Origin of the sequence: Variovorax sp. V35 (assembly GCF_041154465.1) — a bacterium.
Taxonomy (GTDB): Bacteria; Pseudomonadota; Gammaproteobacteria; order Burkholderiales; family Burkholderiaceae_C; genus Variovorax; species Variovorax boronicumulans.
The window spans coordinates 3,113,263-3,133,886 of the sequence record NZ_AP028666.1 but is presented as its reverse complement, the minus strand read 5'-3'; the positions used below and the strand labels follow the sequence as shown (position 1 = coordinate 3,133,886).

Genomic DNA, 20,624 nt, shown 5'->3' with positions numbered 1-20,624 from the left:
AGATCTCGGAGCAGACGGAAATCTGAGCGAGCGTCGATTGAGCGGCGCAGATCCGTCCGCCTTGCCGCCGCGGCGAGGCGGATCGACGCGCTGCCGGAGGACTCGATTGAGACGCACAGCAGACGTTCAGCGGGCCATACCGACTGACTGCAACCAGTCTGAAGGCGTCTTTCAGCAGGCGCCGCTCGCGGGGCGCTGATACAGCCTCAGCCTCTTGGCAAGCTTCACGAGAAAAAGCGAAGCATTGCGTGATATCAGCACCGTGTTTTTCGCAAACACGAGCCCTCAAGAGAGAGCCGGCTTGGACAGACGGAGTTGATCCAAGTAATTCGCCCAGAGCACCATCATTTCGCGGCGCTGCTCCTTCAACTGGGTGCGGTTGTACGCGGTCCCCAAAGGCCCGCTTTTGCCGTGCGCCAGCTGCTCTTCAATCACCTCAGGATTGACGCGGAGCTGATCAACCATGATCGTTCTCGCCATCGCGCGAAAACCATGCGCAGTCATTTCCGTGTTATTGAACCCCATCCGTCGCAGTGCGGTATTAACCGTGTTGTCCGACATCGGCCTCTCGCCTGTAAGCAAGCTGGGGAAAACGTAGCGCCCATGTCCGGTCAGGACTTTCATACGCTTCAACGAATCAACCGCTTGAGGGGCGAGGGGAACGAGGTGAGGCTCGCCATTGAGCTTTGCCTGCTTCGTCCTTTTCATCGATGCTGCCGGTATGACGACCTGACTGCCACTGAAGTCGACCCAACTCCATTCCATCGCGCGGATGTTGCCGGGCCGCTGAAAAAGTAGAGCGGACAAGAGCAGCGCTTCTCTTGTTGCGGGCAGTCCGCGATAGCCGTCAATCGCGCGCATGAGGTCCCCCGCCTTCTGGGGATCAAGCACAGCAGCCATGTTCTTTACGATCACCGCCCCCAACGCTCCCCGCAGCTTGGTGGCCGGATCATCTTCACAGCGCCCCGTCGCGATGCCATACCGAAAGACTTGCCCGGCGTACTGGCGCAGGGAAACCGCCGTCTCATTCAACCCCTTCCCCTCGACTCGGCGCAGCGGCTCTAACAAGACGTTTGCGGTGATCTCGCCCAGAGGCAATCCGCCAATCCAGGGAAAAAGATTGCTCTCTTGCAGGCGCAACCACTTGGTGCTGTGCGCCTCACTCCACTCCCGCTGCTTGAGCGCGTGAAATTCACGAGCGACCTTCTCGTAGGTTGTCACTGCGGTCGCGCGGACCTTTGCCTTGTCTAGGCGGCGGCGCTGGGTGGGGTCAGCACCGGTTTGCAGCACTTTGCGCGCGTCATCACGAGCCGCTCGCGCATCTTTGAGCTTGACCGCGGGGTAGCTGCCAATCGCGAGCCGCTTCTCCTTGCCGCCAACCGTGTACTTCCAAAACCAGCGCTTGGATTCGTTGGACGCGACTTCCAGGTAGAGATTGCCGCTATCACTGAGGCGCGCGCGCTTCTTGTCAGAGGGGCACGAAGCGTTTTTGCAGGCGAGTTCTGTGAGCATAGGGGAACAAGGCTTTGGGTCTGAGCCAAATATACCGATGTTCCCCGTGCCGTGCCCCGTGGAGGCGTTGGCTTCGCTTGGATCGCGTAGGCTTCTCTCGGACCCTTCTTAACCGTAACCCCTTGATTTTCAAGAGATTCTTGGATCCTCTAGGAATGCCTCGGAACGTCAACTGGAGCGGGCGAAGGGAATCGAACCCTCGTATGAAGCTTGGGAAGCTGCCGTTCTACCATTGAACTACACCCGCAGCAGGCGCGGATTCTAACGTCAGTTCACTCGCACACGGCGCACGCTCAGGTCTGCAGCGCATCCCTTCGCAGCCGCAGCGCCGCACGCCCTTGCGGCGTGATGAGCAGGACGACGGCGACGCGCGGGCCCGTGCCGCTGGCGGCCGGTGGCAGCACGGCTTCGATGAGGTGCGCGGCGACCAGCATGGTCGCGCAGTGGATGTCGGCTTCGTCGCGGACCGCCATCGGGAACGACGCGTCTTCGATGCGCTCCAGAAAGTCCATGGGCATGGGAAGGCTCCTGAGGAAACGAGGCGCAGTCTAGGTCGTTGCGCCCCCGAAATGCGGGTCCAGATAGGTCGCTTTTGTAACCAAATCGACAGGTCGCACGGTGCGAGCGCCGTGCGAGAACTTTCGCCCGACAGCGCCTCGCTGCCCGCGTCTCAGCGCCGTGCACGCATCCGTCCGAAATCGGCGCAGGCCAGCACGATGGGCCCGTGCGGATCGGCCCTGAAGCGCGCCACCGCCGCCGCCGAGATCACGTCGAAATGCCGCTTGCAGGCATGCAGCGTGTGCTCGCCGATTTCCTTCGCGCCGAGCGCATCGTGCAGCACGTCTTGCGAAATCTGCGCCAGCACGCGCGCGCCGTCGGGACCGTCGGGGTACACGGCGAAACGCACCGTGGCCGTATCGAAGCAGTAGATGCCTTCGAAGTCCATCTCTTTGTCTCCGTCACCATGGGGTCAGGATTCGGCGCGCGCGACAGGGCGCATGGTGATGGACTGGCGCGCATGTTCGGGAAGGAAGCGGCCTACAGCCTCGGCGCGTGCCTCAGGCCGAGCCGCTCGTCACCGGCCTGGTGAGCGTCGACGTCGCCTTGGCGCCCAGCGTCATCTCGGTGATCCACGACACGAGCAGCGCGCCATAGGCCTGGCGCGATTCCAGGCGCGACAACGCGTGGTCGGCGCCGGACAAGGTGCGGTAGGTCGCCGAGCGCACGCGCTTGAAGGCGGCGAGGTAGTTCTCGATGACGGGGTGCGGCACGGTCTGGTCGTCTTCCGATTCGACGATGAGCACGTCGCCGGTGAAGGCCGCGCAGGCCGCGAGCGCGCGGTTGTCGTCGGGCCCGACGAGCGTGCGGCGGTAGGCCACGAGGTCGGAGCGGCTCAGCAGGCCCTTGGGCGTGTCCCACTCGCCGTCGCGGTACAGCGCGGGCGCGCGCAGCGCGAGCCAGCGCACGGGCCGCATCGCGCTGACCAGCGCGGCCAGGTAGCCGCCGTAGCTGCTGCCGACAATGGCGACGGCTGCGGGGTCGACGGTCGGGTGGCCCACCAGCGCGTCGTAGGCGGCGAGCACGTCGCGCAGGTTGTCTTCGCGCGTCACCTGCTGGCGCAGCCCTTCATGGCGCGCATGGCCGCGCAGGTCGAAGGTCAGGCAGACGCAGCCGAGTGCGGCGATCTCCTGCGCGCGCTTGAGGTACTGCTTCTGGCTGCCGTCCCAGCCGTGCACCAGCAGCACGCCCGGCACCATGCTGGACGCGGCGAACAGCGTGCCCTCAATGTGATGGCCGTCCACGGGAATGTCGATGGAACTATGGCGTGTCGGCATGCGGGGTGGCGGTGGTTTCGATCACCGTGTATTTGCACAGCGGCCCGGTCTCGGGGTCGTTGCCCTGGTAGGCCACGATGGCACCGGCGGGCACGCGGGCGGCCTCGCCGTACACCTCGAAGCAGGACGCGTGCACGCGCTGGCACGCCGGGTCCTGGTGAAAGGCTTCGAGCGCCGCGATCTCCGCGCCCGTGGCGCCACCGACGCGCCACGACTGCTCCAGCACGCCCGAGCGCCAGTCGCCCTGGCCGTCGAGCCCTTGCGCCACGTCGTAGTTCACGCGCGAGGCGAAGAAGCCGGGGTAGCAGTCGATCACCGCGCGGTGGTAGCGCCGCGCCTGCTCGATCGCGCGGCGCAGCGGTGGCGGCGGATCGACGCGGGCCAGCAGCGCGTCGAAGTCGCCGCGCACCAGCAGCAGGTCGGAGCCGCCGTAGACCTCCTGCCCGGCGTTGTCGCGCGTGAGGCGCTGCTCGCCGCAGTAGCTGACGATGCGCTGCGCCACGATCAGCTGCCCGACGCTGTAGGTCTGGGGTTGTTTCAGGTTGGTTTCGAGCACGAGGCCTTCGGTGGCGATCGCGCGGTCGTCCATCGCATCGAGACCGCGCTCGAGCGCATCGACGCCGTCGACCACCTGCTGCCCGCGCCCGCCGGTGGCCGTCACGGGCTTCAGGCGCACGCGGCCGATGTCGAGCAGCGCCCTCCCCGCAACGCGCGCCTCGTCCAGGCTGAAGCAGGTGAAGCCGGGCAAGGCGGCATCGCCGATCTCCACCGCGATCCTGGCCGACCAGCCCAAGGGCCGCACGGCGTCGGGGCCGATGAGCGGATGGCTGATCGCCTTGGTGGCGACGAAGGCATGCGGCACCACGCCGCCGAAGAGGTCGTCCACGCCGGCGATGCCCATGGCGCGCGCCTGGTGCGGGTCGGTGAGCGTGTCGCTCGGCACGAAGTAGAGCGGGTCCGGCCCCGGTTGGCTGGCGTCGTAGGCGCCTGCGAACGCCCAGCCCTGGAGCGCCGCCAGGCGCTGCGCAACGTTGGCGCGCGTGGCGTGCTCGTGTTCGCTGCAGTAGCCCTGCGGACGCACGTCCCAGGTGACGACGCGGCGCGTGGCCGGGCCGGTGGCGGGTTCCGGGGCCATGACGGTGTTCAGGCGCAGGTCCATCGGGGCCTCAGGCGTCGGTCTTCTTGTCCTTGTCCGCATCGCCCGATGGCAGCTTGACCTTCGTGACGGTGACCGACACCGGGTCGCTCGCCGGAAAGGACTCTTCCACGCCGCTGTCGAGCGCTTCTTCGCTGGACGGTTGCTCGGTCGGCTTGGCGGCCTCGGCCGGTGGCTTGCCGTGGTTCTCGGACGTGGGAAACGGAAACTTCTCCGGCGGGTTCTTGTCCGGGCTCGCCGGCTTCGGGTCGGGGGTCTGCTTCGAAGTCATGGGGTCTCCTTGGTGCGATGCACACGGGCTCACATGGCTGCCTCCTCCGGGTTGGCGGCTGCAGTGCCTCCATGTTCTGCGGATCGCACCGCACGCCGGTCGGAGGGCACAGCGCCTGCGCGTGGGACCCGTCTGGCACCCGCCTGACCGTTGCCCCGTCCTCGCGCGCGCGTGCGGCCTCGGCCCACACGAAGACCGGGCACCTGGCCGATGCGGCGCGGCCCGAATGCGGGCACACCAGAGGCCATGGCCCGTTCCGACACGCCCCTCGCAACCTACCAGGCGAAGCGCGACTTCGCCGTCACCGACGAACCCGCCGAAGGCGGCAAGGCCCGGCCGCACGCGCCCGCGTTCGTGATCCAGAAGCACGCGGCGCGGCGGCTGCACTACGACTTCCGGCTCGAACTCGACGGCGTGCTGGTGTCGTGGGCCGTGCCCAAGGGGCCGAGCCTCGACCCCGCGCACAAGCGCATGGCCGTGCATGTGGAAGACCACCCGCTGTCGTACGCCGGCTTCGAGGGCACGATTCCCGAAGGCCACTACGGCGCGGGCGACGTCATCGTGTGGGACCACGGCACCTGGGAACCCGTGGGCGATCCGCGCAAGGGCCTGGCCGCGGGCAAGCTCGCGTTCCGGCTGCACGGCCAGAAGCTCGAAGGGCTGTGGGAACTCGTCAGGATCGCCAAGGGCGGCGAGCGGCAGGAGCCCTGGCTGCTGTTCAAGAAGCGCGATGCCTTCGCGCGCTCGCATGCCGAGTACGACGTGGTGTCCGCGCTGCCCGACAGCGTGGCCGGGGCGCGCAAGACCGCCAAGGCCAAGGCCTTGCCCGCCTTGCCCGCAACGGGCGCGGTGAAGGCACGCCTGCCCGCCAGGCTTTCGCCGCAGCTCGCGACACTGGCCACCGGCGTGCCCGAAGGCGCGCCCGGCGACTGGATCTTCGAGATCAAGTTCGACGGTTACCGCCTCATGGCGCGCATCGGCAACGGCAAGGCACGCCTGCTCACGCGCGGCGGCCACGACTGGAGCGCGAAGCTGCCGAAGCTGGTGGCCGAGCTGGAGCGCCTGGGCATCGGCAACGCCTGGCTCGACGGCGAGATCGTCGTGCCCGACAAAGACGGCACGCCCGACTTCAACGCGCTGCAGAACGCGCTCGACCGCGAACACGCCGATCCCATCGTGATGTTCCTGTTCGACGTGCCCTTCTTCGAGGGCTTCGACCTGCGCCACACGCCGCTCGCCGACCGCCGCCGACTGCTCAGGCAACTGATGGACGCGCGCGCCACGCGCCGCCTGCGCTTCAGCAGCGACTTCGAGGCCGATGTCGACTCGATCCTGCAATCGGCCTGCCGCATGAACCTCGAGGGCGTGATCGCCAAGCGCGCCGACGCGCCGTATGTCTCGCGCCGCAGCGACACCTGGCTCAAGCTCAAGTGCATCCGGCGCCAGGAGTTCGTGGTGTGCGGCTACACGCTGCGCACCGACAGCCCGACGCGCATCGGCAGCCTGATGCTGGGCGTGCACGCGAAGAATGGCGAGCTGGTGTCGGTCGGCGGCGTCGGCACCGGTTGGAACGACCGCGAGGCGCGCGACATCCGCCGCCAGCTCGCCGCGCTGGACACCGACCACGCGCCGTTCACCGGCGGCGAGGCCAAGCCCGGCCGCCGCCGGCCGGGCGGCACGCGGCACTGGGTGAAGCCGAAGCTCGTGGCCGAGGTGCGCTTCGCCGCATGGACGCCGGACGGGCAGGTCCGCCACGCGTCCTTCGTGGCGATGCGCGACGACAAGCCGGCGTCGGAGATCGTGCATGAAGAACCCCGCGACATCGCACCCGCCCCGCGCGAGAAGGGCACGAAGGCCATGAAGACACCGTCGAAGAAAACCGCCTCCACCGTCGGCGGCGTCGCCGTCAGCCACGGCGAGCGCGTGATCGATGCGGCCTCGGGCCGCACCAAGCTCGACCTCGTGCGCTACTACGAATCGGTGGCCAACGACATGCTGCCGCACCTGAAGGGCCGCCCCTGCGCGCTGGTGCGCGGGCCGCAGGGCGTGGGCGGCGATATCTTCTTCCAGAAGCATGCCGAGAAGGTCCACATCGCCGGTGTGAAGCAGCTCGACCCCGCCCTGTGGCCCGGCCACCCGTCGATGCTCGAGGTCGGCACGCGCGAGGCCTTGCTGAACGCGGCGCAGTTCAACGTGATCGAGTTCCACACCTCGAACGCGACCTCGACGCACTTCGACCGGCCCAACCGCATGATCTTCGACCTCGACCCGGGCGAAGGCACGCCGTGGCCGCATGTGCAGGAAGCCGCGCTGCTGATGCGCACGCTGCTCACCGAACTGGGCCTGGCGTCATGGCTCAAGACCAGCGGCGGCAAGGGCCTGCATGTGGTCGTGCCGCTGCGCATGCACTACGACAACGACACCGTGAAGGCCTTCTCGCGCGCCATCGTGCAGCACATGGCCCACGTGATTCCGTCGAAGTTCGTGGCCAAGAGCGGGCCCTCGAACCGCGTGGGCAAGCTTTTTGCCGACTACCTGCGCAACGGCGTGGGCGCGACCACGGTGGCGGCCTACTCGGCGCGGGCGCGGCCGGGCATGGGCGTGTCGATGCCGGTGCGCTGGGACGACCTCGCCGGCCTCAAGAGCGGCGCGCACTGGACCATCGCCACCGCGCGCGAACACCTGTCGTTCCAGTCCGAAAACCCCTGGGCCGACTACTGGACCACGCGCCAGCCGCTGGGCGAGGCGATGAAGCGGCTCGGCTTCAAGCGATAGCCACGAACCCACGCACAAGGAAGGAAGCACACCATGGCCACGAGAACCCTCTGGAAAGGCGCCATCACCTTCGGGCTGGTCCACATCCCCGTGGGCCTGCACACCGCCAGCACCGAACAGGGCATCGACTTCGACTGGCTCGACAAGCGCAGCATGGACCCCGTGGGCTACAAGCGCATCAACAAGCGCACGGGCAAGGAGATCGCGCGCGAGCAGATCGTGAAGGGCTTCGAGTACGAAGACGGCAAGTACGTCGTGATCTCGCCCAAGGAGATCGAGGCCGTCTACCCGCGCACCACGCAGACCATCGAGATCCAGCGCTTTCTCGACGTGGGCGAGATTCCCTTCGTGTACCTGGAGCGCCCCTACTACCTCGCGCCGATCAACAAGGGCCAGAAGGTCTACGCGCTGCTGCGCGAGGTGCTGGTGAAGACCGGCAAGGTCGGCCTGGCCAAGGTGGTGATCGCCACCAAGCAGCACCTGGCGCTGCTGATTCCCTTCGGCAAGGTGCTGGTGCTCAACCTGCTGCGCTGGGGCGACGAGATCAAGGACGCCGACGGGCTCGACCTGCCGGCCGCCGGCATCAAGGGCGCGAAGCTGTCGGCCGCCGAGATGAAGATGGCCGAGCAGCTGGTCGGCGACATGTCGGGCCCGTGGAACCCCGACGAATTCAAGGACGAGTTCAAGCACGCCGTGATGAAGATCGTCGAGAAGAAGGTCAAGGCGGGCGACACGGAGACGGTGGTGCAGCCGGAAGAAGAAGCACCTGAGGGCGGCGCCGAGGTGATCGACCTGACCGAGCTGCTCGCGCGCAGCCTGCGCAGCGGCAAGCGCACGCCGCCTGCGGCGAAGAAGCGTGCGGCGAAGTCGACGGCTTCTGCACGCAAGACCGCGCACAAACCTGCGGCCGCCAAACGCGCGAAGAGCGTGGCCCGCAAGGCGGCCTGACTAACGCCGCGGCGCTTTCGCAGCCCCCGGCAGCGCCGCCACGCGCTGCGCCAGGAAGTCGACCAGCACCTGCACGCGCAGCGGCAACTGCCGACGCGGCGCGTACAGCAGGTGCAGCTCCTGCGCCGGCCCCGTGTGCCGCGCGAGCACGCGCACCAGCCGCCCCTGCGCCAGCAGGTCTGCGACCATCCACGTGGGTTGCAGCGACACGCCCGCGCCCGCGAGCACGCTGTCGAGCAGCGCCACGGCGTTGTTGACGCGGTAGCGGCTGCGCACCGGCACGGCCACCGCGCCGTCGGGGCCCGTGAGCAGCACGCCGTCGTCGCCCGCCGCGTAGCGCAGGTAGTCGTGCACCAGCAGGTCCTGTGGCGTGCGCGGCTTGCCGCGTGCGGCCACGTAGTCCGGCGAGGCGACAAGCACACGCGGCCAGCTGCCCAGGTGGCGCGCGACGAGGTCGGGCGGCAACGCGCCGCCGACGCGCAGCGAGACGTCGATGCGCTCTTCGCGTGGATCGACGAAGCGGTCGTCGAGCACCAGCTCCAGTTCGATGTCGGGGTACAGCCGCAGGAACTCGACCGCCATCGCGTTGAGATGCCGCTGCCCCAGCGTGACCGGCGCGCTCAGGCGCAGCAGGCCGCGCGGCTGCTGCACCTGCGCACGCGCATCGGCCACGGCGTCGCCGTAGTCCTCGAGCATGCGGCGCGCGCGTTCGTGAAAGCGCTGGCCCTCCTCCGTGAGGCTCAGGCCCGTGGCCGCGCGCCGCAGCAGCCGCACGCCGAGCGATCGCTCCAGCCCGGCGACCAGCTTGCTCACGGTGGGCTGCGTGGTGTCGAGCGCGCGGGCCGCGCCCGAGAGGCTGCCGAGTTCGACGCTGTGCACGAAGGCGGAGAGTGCGCGAAGGGTGTCCATGGGGTCATTCGAATCGGGAATGCGATGTATGCCATTCTGCCTTCTACCCCTCGCGATTCGAATGGAAGAAAGTTCGCCCATCGACACTTCTTTCACCTGAGGACATTCACATGACCGCTTCGCGACTCACCACCCTCCTGCGCCAGGGCGCGCTCGCCCTTTCCCTCGCGGGCGCCGCCACCGTCTCCGTTGCAGCGCCCACGCACTGGAGCCCCAGCTGGATGGCCTCCACCCAGCCGCTGTGGGACGAAAGCTTCGTGCTGCCCATCGGCATTCCCGCCCGCTTCGAGCGGCAGACGCTGCGCCAGGTGGCGCGCCTGAGCATCGGCGGCACGCGGCTGCGCGTGGTGATCAGCAACGAAGGCGGCACCACGCCGCTGCACATCGGCGCGGCGCGCGTGGCCCGCCATGCGAGCGGCTCGGCGGTCGTCGAAGGCACCGACCGGGTGCTGCGCTTCGGCGGCCGCAGCGACGTGACGCTGCCGCCCGGCGCGCGCCTCGTGAGCGACCCGGTCGACCTGCCGCTGCCCGCGCTGAGCGAAGTGGCCGTGTCGCTCTACCTGCCGGAACCCAGCCAGCCCGCGGGCTTTCACTTCGACGCGCGGCAGACGCTGTACATCGCCGACGGCGACCTGAGCGCCGCGGCGCGGTTGCCGGCCGCCGCCACCTCGTGGAGCACGCGCGTCTACGTGAGCGGCCTGATCGTCGAGACGCCCCAGACGCCCGTCACCGTCGTCGCGCTGGGCGACTCGATCACGGACGGCAACGGGTCCACGCCCGGCGCCCACACGCGCTGGCCCGACGCGCTGGCCGAGCGGCTCGCGCCGCGCGGCGTGGGCGTGCTCAACGCCGGCATCTCGGGCGGCCGGCTGCTGAAGGACGGCATGGGCCGCGCGGCGCTCGAACGCGCGGGCCGCGACGTGTTCGCGCAGCCCGGCGTGCGCGCGATGGTCGTGCTGCTGGGCACCAACGACATCGGCTGGCCCGGTGGCCCCTTTGCGCCGCAGGAGCCCGCGGTGCGCGCCGAGGCGGTGATCCAGGGCTTTCGCCAGCTGATCGAGATGGCCCACGCCCACAACGTGCGCATCGTGGGCGCCACCATTCCGCCTAACGAGCACGCGCTCGAAGGCACGCCGCTGGCCGGCCACCACTCGCCCGAGAAAGACAAGGTGCGCCAGGCCATCAACCGCTGGATCCGCGAAGGCGGCGCCTTCGATGCGGTGGTCGATGTCGACGCGCTGCTGCGCGACCCGGCCCGGCCGACGCGGCTGAAGGCCGCCATGGATTCGGGCGATCACCTGCATCCCGGCGACGCCGGCTACCGGGCGATGGCGGCGGCCATCGACCTCGACGCCTTGCTCGGCAACGATCTTCGATAGACTGCAAATATACTGTACATAAATACAGTATTTTCTCTAGAATGGCTCGTCTCCAAGAACAACATTCGAGGCGACGCCATGACCACCGCCAACCCGCCTGCGCCCTCCGCGCAGGTGCTTTTTTTCTCCTCGCGACAGCATCCGTTGCAGTCGCGTTCGCGCCCCACCGGCAAGACAGGCCGGATTTCGAACTGGCCCTTCCGCGTGACCCGGGAGCACGGCCACGACGACAGCAACGAACAGGATGACATCCGCGTTCAGGCGGCGCGCGTCATCCGGACGACGGCTGCGCATTGGTGGCCGCCGGAGCCCTGAACCGCCTTTTCATCCTTCTTCCCCCGGAGAACTGCAATGGACGACTTCAACCGTGGCGATGCGTTTGCGAACGAGCCCGAACCCGACTGGGACTCCCCCGCTTTCGAGAGGCAACGTCACCTTCTCATCGCGCTGTTTCCCGAGCCCGACGTGCAAGCGGCGATCGAAGCGCACCGCAAGGAATGGATCTGGCCCAAGGGCCACTACTTTCCTCGCAGCCCGCGACTGCACCTGACGCTCCACTGCTTCGGCGACCAGCCCAGGGATGTCGAGAAACGCCTGCGTGAAGCGCTCGCCCAGGTTCGGGTGCGGCCCATGAGCCTCGTGCTGGACAGCTCGCGCACATGGCGCAACGACATCGCGGTGCTGCAGCCCGCCGAGCACGGCGCCTTGCGCACCCTGCATGCGGACATCGGCCGTGCCGTCCAGAAGGCGGGCATCGTCACGGAAACGCCGACGTTCACACCGCACATCACCATCGCCCGCCGCACCGAGGGCGCCGCCTACCCGATGCGCCTGCCGCCGATCCCGTGGCACGTGAGGAAATTCCTGCTCGTGCGCTCGTTCACTTCGCATCCCGTCGAGCACAAGGTGCTGGCGACCTACGAGGCCGACGAAGAAGACAAAGAAGACGCCGTCTGACAACGGCGGGCCGGCTTTCGTGGCCTTATCGGGTGAGACAATTTTCGGCGCCCATCGAACCCACGCCACACCCGCCGCATGCTGACACCACCCGATATCGCCCCCGACGCCGTTCAAGCGCGTCTCGCCGAAACCTACGGCCTCCAGGCGACACGCGCCGAGTTCCTGCCGCTGGGCGCCGACGTCGATTCGGCCGCGTTCCGCATCGAGGCATCGGACGGCCACGCGTACTTCCTCAAGCTGCGCCGAGGCGGTTTCACGCCCGCCGTGGTCGACGTGCCGGCCATGCTGCACCACACCTATGACATCGACGCCGTAATGGCCCCGCTGCTCACGCGCACGCAGCGGCTCAGCGTGCAGGACCACGGCTTCGACTGGGCGCTCTACCCTTTCTTCGACGGCACCGACGGCTTCACGCGTACGCCGACCGACCGGCAATGGACCTTGCTCGGCACCACGCTGAGCGCCATCCACCGCACCGAGCTGCCCGAATCTCTGCGCGCGGGCCTGCCGCGCGAAAGCTATTCGCACCACTGGCGCGAAGGCGTGCGCCGCTACCAGCGCCGCTTCATCAACGGCGTGGCGGGCGACGATCTGGTGAAGCGTTTCCTGGCCTTCTGGAACGCACACGACGAAGAGATCGATTCGATCGTCTACCGCAGCGAACAGCTTGCCTCGATCCTGCTCGAGAAGTCGCTGCCGCAGGTGCTGTGCCATGCCGACCTGCACGCCGGCAACGTGCTGCTGGGCGACGGCGACCGCCTGTGCATCGTCGACTGGGACACGCTGATCCTCGCGCCGAAGGAGCGCGACCTGATGTTCATCGGCGGCGGGGTCGGCGGCGTGTGGAACCAGCCGCGCGAAGAAGCGCTGTTCTTCCAGGGCTACGGCACGAGCGAGGCGATCGACACGCTCGCCCTCGCCTACTACCGCCACGAACGCATCGTGCGCGACCTGCTCGAGTTCTGCGACCAGATGTTCGACCCGCAGGCCAGCCGTGAAGACCGCGAGGAAGGCCTGCGCCAGATGGCAAGCCAGTTCGAGCCGGGCAACGTGGTCGCCGTCGCGCACCGCGACTACGACGCCATCACCTGAAGCACCTGAAGGGCGCGGGTCAGATCAGCAGGTCCTGCGCGTCGTCCTCGAAGCCCGCCACGGGCTGCGCCTTGGCCAGCGCCAGCCACACCGAAAAAGGAATGCGCTCGAAGGCACGGTGCACCGCGGCGCGCGCCACCACGAGACGCTCGCCCTCGAGCACCATCACGCCGCATTCGGCCGGGATCTCGTCGGGTGACGCGATGCAGCGGCCCTTGGCGTCGTTGCCCAGCACGTACCAGCACTCGCCGCCCAGGTCGAGGTAGGCCGCGCGCTTGTCGGGCTTGCGCAGGTCGCCCAGCAGGTCGGCGCGGCTGACCTTCACCTCGTGCACGATGGGATGCGCATAGGCCTCGACGCTGGTGTTGCGGATCGAGAAGACGTCGGGCCGCGCCATACACCAGCGCGGCTTGCCGCCCTCCTCCAGCGGCGGCAGCCGGGCGCGCAGGCCCAGGCCGCGCCAGGCGATGCGGCCGCCGCGCGTCATCTCGCGCGCCACGCGCTCCACCAGCGCCTCGTGCGGCGACAGCGCCGCGCGGTTGACAGTGAGCGTGGTGGCGATGCGCGCAATGCCCGCGTCGGTCACGCGCAGCGTCTCGTGGCCCAGTGCACTGCGCACGCGTTCGAGAAAACCGCCCGCGAGCAGCTCGACCTCGATGGTGTCGCAGCAGGGCCAGCCGGCCGAGCGGTAGATCTCGCGCAGCCGCCGTGCGTGCGGCTTGCCGAAGGGCACGGCCGTCTGCAGGGGCGGCGGGTCGGTCACCGGCGGCGGAAAACCGGGGTCCGTCACCGGGGGCATGACGGGCGGCGGATCGCCTTCGGGCGGCAGCACGGGCGGCGGCGGTGGCGGCATGGGCACATCGGGCGCGGGCGGCGGCGGGCCGATCGGCGTGGCGACGACCTCATCGGCAAGGGCAAATGCAGCGGTTGCGGCGAGTGCGGACATGGGAGGAACAGGTTAGCGAAAAGTGAGGGGCGGCGCGAGGCATGGAACGATCGGTTGCATTCGCAATGCCTCAGTGGAAGTCACGGCTGGTGTTGCTCTGTGCCAGCCGGCCCAGCAGCGGCGTGAGGTCCTTGAAGCCGGTGGCGATCAGGTGCTGCACCTTGCCGCCGCTGTCGTCGTCGCGCTGCCAGGTGCCCTGCACCGCGAGCAGGTGCGACTTGAGCAGCGGCTCGCGCCAGGCCTCGATGACGTGGCTCCAGACGATCACGTTGACGTTGCCGGTCTCGTCCTCCAGCGTGACGAAGATGGTGCCGTTGGCGGTGCCGGGCCGCTGCCGACCCTTGACGATGCCGCAGGCGCGCACGGTCTGGCCACTGCGCGCGGCGCGCAACTCCACCGCGCTCAGGAGCCGCATGCGCGCCAGACGCGGGCGCAGCAGCGCGAGCGGATGGCGGCGCAGCGTGAGGCCCAGCGCCGCGTAGTCGCCGACGATCTCTTCGCCCTCGGGCGCGGCCGGCAGGAGCAGCGCCTGTTCGTGGATCGGCACGCCCTTGAGCAGGGCCGACGAGCGGTGCTGCGCGGTGGCGTCCCACACCTGCTGGCGCCGATGGCCCGAGAGCGACATCAGCGCATCGGCCGCTGCGAGCGCGGCCATGTCCTTGCCTTCGAGCTCGGCGCGCAGGGCCAGGTCTTCGGTGCTGGTGAAAGGCGCTTGCGCGCGCGCTGCGAGCAAACGCCTGGCGCCGGCGTCGCTGAGGCTCAGGACCCGGTTCAGGCCCAGCCGCACCGCCGGCTGGTTCTCGTTGCCCAGGCGCTCGGCGTAGCGCGTGTCGGTGCCAGGCAGCATGCGCGGCGCGTCGGGCGCGCGGGCCTCGAGCGTGGTGTCGATCTCGCTGCACGTGACGTCGACCGGCCGCACCTCGACCCCATGGCGGCGCGCATCCTGCACCAGCTGCGAGGGGCTGTAGAAGCCCATCGGCTGCGAGTCGAGCAAGGCGGCGAGGAAGCAGGCGGGTTCGTAGTTCTTGAGCCAGCTGCTCACGGTGACCAGCAGCGCGAAGCTCGCGGCATGGCTTTCGGGAAAGCCATAGTCGCCGAAGCCGAGGATCTGCTTGAAGATGGCTTCGGCGAACTCCTTCGGGTACTTGTTGTCCACCATCCCATCCACGAGCTTCGCGTGAAACTTGTCGAGGCCGCCCTTGCGCTTCCACGCGGCCATGGCACGACGCAACTGATCGGCTTCGTCTGCGCTGAACTTCGCCGCGATCATGGCGATCTGCATCACCTGCTCCTGGAAGATCGGAATGCCCAGCGTGCGTTCCAGCGCCGGCTTCAGTTCCTCTTTTTCGTAGAGGATCGGCAAGCCCTTGCGCACCCGCTCGCGCTGCTTGAGGTACGGATGCACCATGCCACCCTGGATGGGCCCCGGCCGCACGATCGCCACCTCGATCACCAGATCTTCATAAGTGCGCGGCTTCAGGCGCGGCAGCATCGACATCTGCGCCCGGCTCTCGATCTGGAACACGCCGATGGTGTCGGCGTCGCAGATCATGTCGAACACGTTCTGGTCGTCGTTGGGGATGTGATGCATCTCCATCATCGAGCCCCGCCAGCGGTTCATGTGGTCGAGCCCGCGGCGGATGGCGCTCAGCATGCCGAGCGCGAGCACGTCGACCTTGAGCATCCCCATGGCTTCGAGGTCGTCCTTTTCCCACTGGATGACGGAGCGGTCTTTCATCGACGCCTTCTCGACCGGCACCAGCCGCGTGAGCTTGGTGTGCGTGAGCACGAAGCCGCCCACGTGCTGGCTCAGGTGGCGCGGAAAGCCCTTGAGCCGCTGCGTCATCTCGATCCACTGGACCAGCTTGAGCCGGTCTTCCTTCACGCCGACGCGCGCGGCGGCCTTGTCGAGCTGTTCGCCGAGTGCGGTGTCGTCGAACCAGTAGTGGTCCTTGGCGAATTCGTCGACCAATCGCTCGTCGATGCCGATGGCCTTGCCGACGTCGCGCAAGGCGCTGCGCGAGCGGTAGCAGATGACGACGGCGGCGATGGCGGCGCGCTCGCGGCCGTACTTTTCGTAGATGTACTGGATGACTTCTTCGCGCCGCTGGTGCTCGAAGTCGACGTCGATGTCGGGCGGCTCCTTGCGATGGCGGCTCAGGAAGCGCTCGAACAGCAGGTGGCCTTTGTCGGGGTTGATCGCGGTGATGCCGAGGCAGTAGCAGACCGCCGAGTTGGCCGAGGAGCCGCGGCCCTGGCAGAGGATGTCTTGAGAGCGTGCGAAGCGCACGATGTCTTCCACCGTGAGGAAGAACATCTCGTACTCCAGCTCGGTGATCAGGTCGAGCTCTTTCTGGACCTGTGCACGCACCTTCTCGGGAATGCCGTCGGGGTAGCGCACCCGCGCACCTTCCCACGTCTTGCGCACCAGCGTCTGCGCCGCCGTCTCGCTGCTGCCCACGGTCTCCAGCGGGTACTTGTAGGTCTCGCGGATCACCTCGGGATCGAAACGGCACCGCTGCGCCACCGCCAGCGTGTTCGCCAGCATCGCGGGCAGGTACAGCTCGGCCAGCCGCACCCGCTGGCGCAGGTGCCGCTCGGCGTTCGACTGCAGCGCAAAGCCGCACTCGGCCACCGTGCGGCCTTCGCGCACCGCCGTGAGCACGTCGTGCAGCGGCTTGCGTCCTCGCGCGTGCATGTGCACGTCGCCGGCCGCGACCAGCGGCACACCGGCCTGCTCGCCCGCCTGCATCAGCGTGACGAACCAGAGGTCGTCGTCGCGTTCGTTGAACAGCTCCACGGCCAGCCAGAGGTTGCCGCCGTACAGCGCCCTGGCCGCGGCCAGGTCTTCCTGCACGGTGACCGCCTCCGGCATGCCGCCCGGCGGGCGGTGCGGCACGAAGAGGACCTGGCAGCGCTGCAGCGAGGCGACATCGCTCGTGTCCCAGTCGACGCGGTACTCGCCCTTGGGCAGCTCGGTGTTGCGCGCGGCGGTGATGAACTCGCAGAGGTTGCCCCAGCCCTCGGTGTCGTTCGCGATCACCACGAGCTTGAAGCGCTCGAAGCGGAACTCGCTGCCGAACAACAGGCGGAAGACGGGGTTGCGCGGGATCGGCGGTTCGTCCGGGTGCTCGCTTTCGTGCGCGTCCAGCTTCGCCGGCAGGTCGCGCAACGCGACATGCGCGCGCACGATGCCGGCCACCGAGCATTCGTCGGTGATGGCCAGCGCCGCATAGCCGAGGTGGTAGGCGCGCTCGACCACCTCCTCGGGCGTCGACGCGCCGCGCTGGAAGCTGAAGTTCGTGAGGCAGTGCAGCTCGGCATAGCCGGGCAGGCCCGGCGCCGGGCGCAGCCGCTGCGGCAGCACATGCACCTTGGCGGGCTGGCGCTTGCGCTCTTCCTTGCCGCTCAGGTCAGGCATAGAAGCCTTGCAGGTACCAGCGCACCTCGCCCGACGAAAAGCGCGTGGCGGGCCGCTCGCGAAAGATCCACACCAGGCCGGCCTCGGGGCTTTCGGCCACGTAGTAGTCGCGCATCGCGGGCTGGCCGCCGTCTTCCTCGCCGCCCCACCAGCCGGCTTCCACGCGCTGCGGCCCGACCAGCTTGCGCAGCGGCCCGCAGTAGCACGGGCGCTCGCCGTCCATCTCGAGCCGCAAGGGCTCGGGCAGCAGCCAGGGCGGGTAGATCGCATCGGGCTGCGAGGCGGCGTCCTTGCGGGCCTTGTCGGGTGCCGGGGTTTTCTCTTTCTGCAGCGCGGGCCGCCACCGCTGCTGGCGCTCGGGCCGGTGATCGGCCTGCGCGAGCGGCACCACCACCTGGTCGGCGCCGAGCCGCACGCTGAGCCGTTCGACCATCTCGTGCAGCTTGTCGCCCTTGCGGTTGTCTTCCGGCAGGAAGCTGGTGCTGGCGCCGGCCAGCGGATCGGTTTCGAGCGTGCGCAGCTTCAGCCAGCTCGCGGGCGCGGCCAGCGTGGTGAGCGCGAGTTTTTCGGACAGCAGGCGGCGCAGGTGCGCCATGTCCTGCGTGGGCTCGGCCGTGCGCACGGTGAGCTGCTGGTGCGGCGGCAGGGTCACGCCGTTGAGGCGCCGCAGGTCGAGCGTCCATTGCAGCTCGAGCGCACGCGCGCCGCGCTGGCGCGCGCGCAGCCAGATCTGCAGCGCCGACAGCAGGCGGTTGGCCGACCACATGAGTTCGGGCCCGGTCTCGGCCAGCGCGGGCAGTTCGAGCTTCTGCTCGAACACGTCGGGCAGCGTGAGCCAGGCGTGGCTTTCGGGGCGCAGGCCCCAGGCGATGTCGAGCGCCTCGCGCAGCCCGGTGCCGAAGCGCCGCGTGAGGCCGCCACGCGGCAAGGCGGCCACATCGCCCCAGGTGCGGCAGCCCAGGCGCGCGAGCAGGTCGAGGTGGCCCTGCGCGGCCGTCAGCGTGTCCAGCGGCAGGCCGGCCGGCACCTCGGCGGGCCGGTGCTCGTTGCGCGCGAACAGGCGCAGCCGCGCCAGCGCGATCAGGCTGGTGGCGCCCTGCGCGCCGCGCATGCGCGCGTCGGGTGCGGGGTTGAGGGCCAGCAGCTGGCGCATCAGCGGCGCGCGACCGCCCCACAGGCGTTCGCAGGCCGAGACCTCGAGCATCAGCGCCTCGTCCTGCCAGGCGACGTGCGGCGTGAACTGCAGCGCCCACCAGCCCAGGGCCTCGGGCGGAGGCATGTCGGGGGCGTCGGCGTCCTCGGTTTCAGACGACCACTGCAAGGCGATCCAGTGCATCCGGGCCTCCTTTCCATGCGTCGATGCGCACCACCGTGGCCGACGGTGCGGCGGCCGGTGCCACGAGCGACTGCAGGCGCAGCTGACGCCGCACGCGGGCGGCGGCCAGCAGCGCGCTCATGCGGGCGTTGCGCGCCGGCACCCGCACCGGCGCGGCCAGCGGCGGCCCCCGGCGCTTGAGCAGGTGCAGCGCGATCTGCGCCGGGTCGTCCGGGCAGCGCTCGGCACGCAGGCGCAGGCGCGCGGGCGAGGCCGACAGCGCCACCGACTCGGGCCGGCACACGAACAGCAGCACCTCGTGCTGCGCGGCCGCCAGCTGCAGCCGCCGCAACTCGCCCACGCGGGCCTGCGGCAGCCAGGCGACGACGGCAGCGATCTCGGCGCAGCGCAGCGCCTGCTCGCAGGCCCACAGCCGCGCGGCCGGGGCGTCGCTGCGCACGCACATCAGCGCCTCCACCGGCAGCCCCTGCGCCGCCAGCGCGGTGCCGCAGGGTTCGTAAGGCGCGCCGACCAGCACCACCGGCCCGCCGCGCGCCTCCACCGCCTGCGCCAGCGCGGGCAGCAGCAGGCGCCAGACATGGGCCTCGGGCGTGGCCTGCAGCAGCTCCGTCATCGCGCCCACGGGCCAGCCGCCGCCGGGCAGCTCGGCGTCGAGCGCGGCATGCCCGGTGGCCACGACCTGCGCGTCGGCCAGGCCGAGTTCGTCGGCGTGCCAGACGCCGCGGCCCGCGGCGGTGGAAAAGGAGTCGAGGAAAGGGAGGCCCATGATTGCAGTTGTTAACTGTATTTTTATACAGTATTCCCCAGGTCGCAACCAGCGATCGATTTACCTGCGAAGGCCCGCGCCTTAAGATCGGTTTATTAACAATTAGTGACCATGAGACACAAAAAGATTCACCTGCGGCTTCTGGCCCTCGCCGCGCTCGTCCTCGCAGGGGCGCCCGCCTCGGCCCAGCCCGCCAAGCCGCTCCTGATCGGCCAGACCTACGTGCAGACCGGCCCGCTCGCGTCGCTGTCGACCGAGCCGCTGGTCGGCATCCGTGCCATGTTCACCGCGCTGAACGCGAGCGGTGGCATCAACGGCCGCCCGGTCGAGCTGCGCCAGCTCGACGACGCCTACGACCCCGCCAAGGGCGCCGAGAACGTCAAGACCTTCGCGCGCGACGGCGCCGTGGGCGTGCTGATGCCCATCGGCACCTCGTCCGCGGTCGGCGCGCTGAAGGCGGCCAACGAGCTGAAGATTCCCGTCGTCGGCCCCTACACGGGCGCGGGCCCGGTCGTGAAGTTCAGCGAGTTCGGCTTTCCGGTGCGCATCAGCTTCGATGAGGAATACAGCCGCATCGTGAACCACCTGTTCACCATCGGCCTGTCGCGCATCGCCTTCGCGCACAACGACAACCCCGGTGCGCGCTCGGCGATGGAGAGCACGCAGAAGTTCATTGCCGAACGCGGCGACAAGATGGTCGGCAGCGTGGCCATCAAGAACGACGGCTCCGACGCGGCCGAACGCGCCGCCGAGCTGGCCAAGCTCAAGCCCAAGGCCGTGGTGCTGTCGGCCACCAACGACGTGGCGGCGAAATTCATCGCGGCTTACCGCGCGACCGGCGGCGAGACGGCCTTCTATTCGTTCTCCTTCCTGAATGGGCAAAAGCTCTTCCAGGACATCAAGAAGGACGCGGCCGGCGTGGTCATCTCGCAGGTCGTTCCCTACCCGTGGAACAGCGCGATGCCGGTGATTGCCGAGTACCAGGCGGCGATGAAGAAGATCGGCATGACCGAGTTCAGCTACGCCAGCTTGGAGGGCTACGTCACCGCCAAGGTCATGGTCGAAGGCCTGAAGCGCGCGGGCGCCAACCCCACGCCCGAGTCGCTGCAGAAGGGCCTGGAGTCATTCAAGACGCTGGACCTCGGCGGCATCGCCGTGTCGTACCGGCCCGGCGAGCACCGCGGGCTGACCTTCTCGGAACTGTCGATGCTCAAGGCCGACGGGCGCTACCTGCGCTGAGCCCTTCCGCCCGCCGGCATGGCGGGCGCAGAATTTCGTTCGTGACGCCCACCACGAACGCCCCCCTCCTTCCAGCCCT

General features: G+C 68.9%; 18 protein-coding genes and 1 tRNA gene. 7 read left to right on the top strand and 12 right to left on the bottom strand.

Going from position 1 to position 20,624, the window contains the following annotated elements:
• Positions 1–285: 285 nt before the first annotated feature.
• The 7 genes from ACAM42_RS14495 to ACAM42_RS14465 form a co-directional block, all read right to left on the bottom strand.
• The gene (locus tag ACAM42_RS14495; protein WP_159277301.1) at positions 286–1,512 is read right to left on the bottom strand and encodes a site-specific integrase; all 1,227 of its coding nucleotides are present in this window, start codon (positions 1,510–1,512) and stop codon (positions 286–288) included.
• 173 nt (positions 1,513–1,685) lie between these two features.
• A tRNA-Gly gene (locus ACAM42_RS14490) sits at positions 1,686–1,759 on the bottom strand.
• A gap of 46 nt (positions 1,760–1,805) precedes the next feature.
• Positions 1,806–2,030: a hypothetical protein gene (locus ACAM42_RS14485; RefSeq protein ID WP_062472399.1), complete on the bottom strand. Its 225-nt coding sequence runs from the start codon at positions 2,028–2,030 to the stop codon at positions 1,806–1,808.
• 152 nt (positions 2,031–2,182) lie between these two features.
• On the bottom strand, positions 2,183–2,458 hold the full coding sequence (locus tag ACAM42_RS14480; protein WP_369632448.1) for a hypothetical protein: 276 nt from the start codon (positions 2,456–2,458) through the stop codon (positions 2,183–2,185).
• Positions 2,459–2,570: 112 nt separating this feature from the next.
• Positions 2,571–3,347, bottom strand: coding sequence for an alpha/beta hydrolase family protein (locus tag ACAM42_RS14475; RefSeq protein ID WP_369632447.1), 777 nt, complete (start codon positions 3,345–3,347; stop codon positions 2,571–2,573).
• Positions 3,331–4,506 carry a DUF3182 family protein gene (locus tag ACAM42_RS14470; protein WP_369632446.1) on the bottom strand — a complete coding sequence of 392 codons (1,176 nt, stop codon included), beginning with the start codon at positions 4,504–4,506 and terminating at the stop codon, positions 3,331–3,333. Before ACAM42_RS14470 ends, ACAM42_RS14475 begins: the two co-directional genes overlap by 17 nt.
• Before the next feature lie 7 nt (positions 4,507–4,513).
• Positions 4,514–4,774 (bottom strand): hypothetical protein, encoded by a 261-nt coding sequence (locus ACAM42_RS14465; protein ID WP_369632445.1) that lies wholly within the window; start codon positions 4,772–4,774, stop codon positions 4,514–4,516.
• Positions 4,775–5,020: 246 nt separating this feature from the next.
• On the opposite strand from ACAM42_RS14465, the gene ligD reads away from it, so the two are divergent.
• Together ligD and ACAM42_RS14455 are read left to right on the top strand one after the other, a co-directional pair.
• Positions 5,021–7,549 (top strand): DNA ligase D, encoded by a 2,529-nt coding sequence (gene ligD, locus ACAM42_RS14460; protein ID WP_369632444.1) that lies wholly within the window; start codon positions 5,021–5,023, stop codon positions 7,547–7,549.
• A 33-nt stretch (positions 7,550–7,582) separates the two neighbouring features.
• The gene (locus tag ACAM42_RS14455) at positions 7,583–8,497 is read left to right on the top strand and encodes a Ku protein (protein WP_095947520.1); all 915 of its coding nucleotides are present in this window, start codon (positions 7,583–7,585) and stop codon (positions 8,495–8,497) included.
• On the opposite strand, the gene ACAM42_RS14450 is transcribed toward ACAM42_RS14455, so the two are convergent.
• The gene (locus tag ACAM42_RS14450) at positions 8,498–9,406 is read right to left on the bottom strand and encodes a LysR substrate-binding domain-containing protein (protein WP_369632443.1); all 909 of its coding nucleotides are present in this window, start codon (positions 9,404–9,406) and stop codon (positions 8,498–8,500) included.
• A 110-nt stretch (positions 9,407–9,516) separates the two neighbouring features.
• On the opposite strand from ACAM42_RS14450, the gene ACAM42_RS14445 reads away from it, so the two are divergent.
• The 4 genes from ACAM42_RS14445 (at position 9,517) to ACAM42_RS14430 (ending at position 12,837) form a co-directional block, all read left to right on the top strand.
• A complete protein-coding gene (locus ACAM42_RS14445; protein ID WP_369632442.1) occupies positions 9,517–10,785 on the top strand; it encodes an SGNH/GDSL hydrolase family protein in 1,269 nt (422 codons plus the stop codon).
• Positions 10,786–10,863: 78 nt separating this feature from the next.
• On the top strand, positions 10,864–11,100 hold the full coding sequence (locus ACAM42_RS14440) for a hypothetical protein (RefSeq protein ID WP_369632441.1): 237 nt from the start codon (positions 10,864–10,866) through the stop codon (positions 11,098–11,100).
• 36 nt (positions 11,101–11,136) lie between these two features.
• Complete coding sequence (thpR, locus tag ACAM42_RS14435) at positions 11,137–11,742, top strand: RNA 2',3'-cyclic phosphodiesterase (RefSeq protein WP_369632440.1); 606 nt, start codon at positions 11,137–11,139, stop codon at positions 11,740–11,742.
• Positions 11,743–11,820: 78 nt separating this feature from the next.
• The gene (locus ACAM42_RS14430; protein WP_369632439.1) at positions 11,821–12,837 is read left to right on the top strand and encodes a phosphotransferase enzyme family protein; all 1,017 of its coding nucleotides are present in this window, start codon (positions 11,821–11,823) and stop codon (positions 12,835–12,837) included.
• Positions 12,838–12,856: 19 nt separating this feature from the next.
• On the opposite strand, the gene ACAM42_RS14425 is transcribed toward ACAM42_RS14430, so the two are convergent.
• The 4 genes from ACAM42_RS14425 to imuA all read right to left on the bottom strand — a co-directional run bounded on the left by ACAM42_RS14425 (position 12,857) and on the right by imuA (position 19,306).
• On the bottom strand, positions 12,857–13,783 hold the full coding sequence (locus tag ACAM42_RS14425) for a hypothetical protein (RefSeq protein WP_369632438.1): 927 nt from the start codon (positions 13,781–13,783) through the stop codon (positions 12,857–12,859).
• A 70-nt stretch (positions 13,784–13,853) separates the two neighbouring features.
• Positions 13,854–17,204 (bottom strand): error-prone DNA polymerase, encoded by a 3,351-nt coding sequence (locus ACAM42_RS14420; RefSeq protein WP_369632437.1) that lies wholly within the window; start codon positions 17,202–17,204, stop codon positions 13,854–13,856.
• Positions 17,197–18,540: a DNA polymerase Y family protein gene (locus tag ACAM42_RS14415; RefSeq protein ID WP_369632436.1), complete on the bottom strand. Its 1,344-nt coding sequence runs from the start codon at positions 18,538–18,540 to the stop codon at positions 17,197–17,199. The genes ACAM42_RS14420 and ACAM42_RS14415 overlap by 8 nt, the downstream gene beginning before the upstream one ends.
• Entirely contained in the window at positions 18,509–19,306 is a 798-nt protein-coding gene (gene imuA / locus ACAM42_RS14410) for a translesion DNA synthesis-associated protein ImuA (RefSeq protein ID WP_369632435.1), read from the bottom strand. Before imuA ends, ACAM42_RS14415 begins: the two co-directional genes overlap by 32 nt.
• 111 nt (positions 19,307–19,417) lie before the next feature.
• Between imuA and ACAM42_RS14405 the strand changes: the two genes are divergently transcribed.
• On the top strand, positions 19,418–20,545 hold the full coding sequence (locus ACAM42_RS14405) for an ABC transporter substrate-binding protein (RefSeq protein WP_369632434.1): 1,128 nt from the start codon (positions 19,418–19,420) through the stop codon (positions 20,543–20,545).
• Positions 20,546–20,624: the final 79 nt, after the last annotated feature.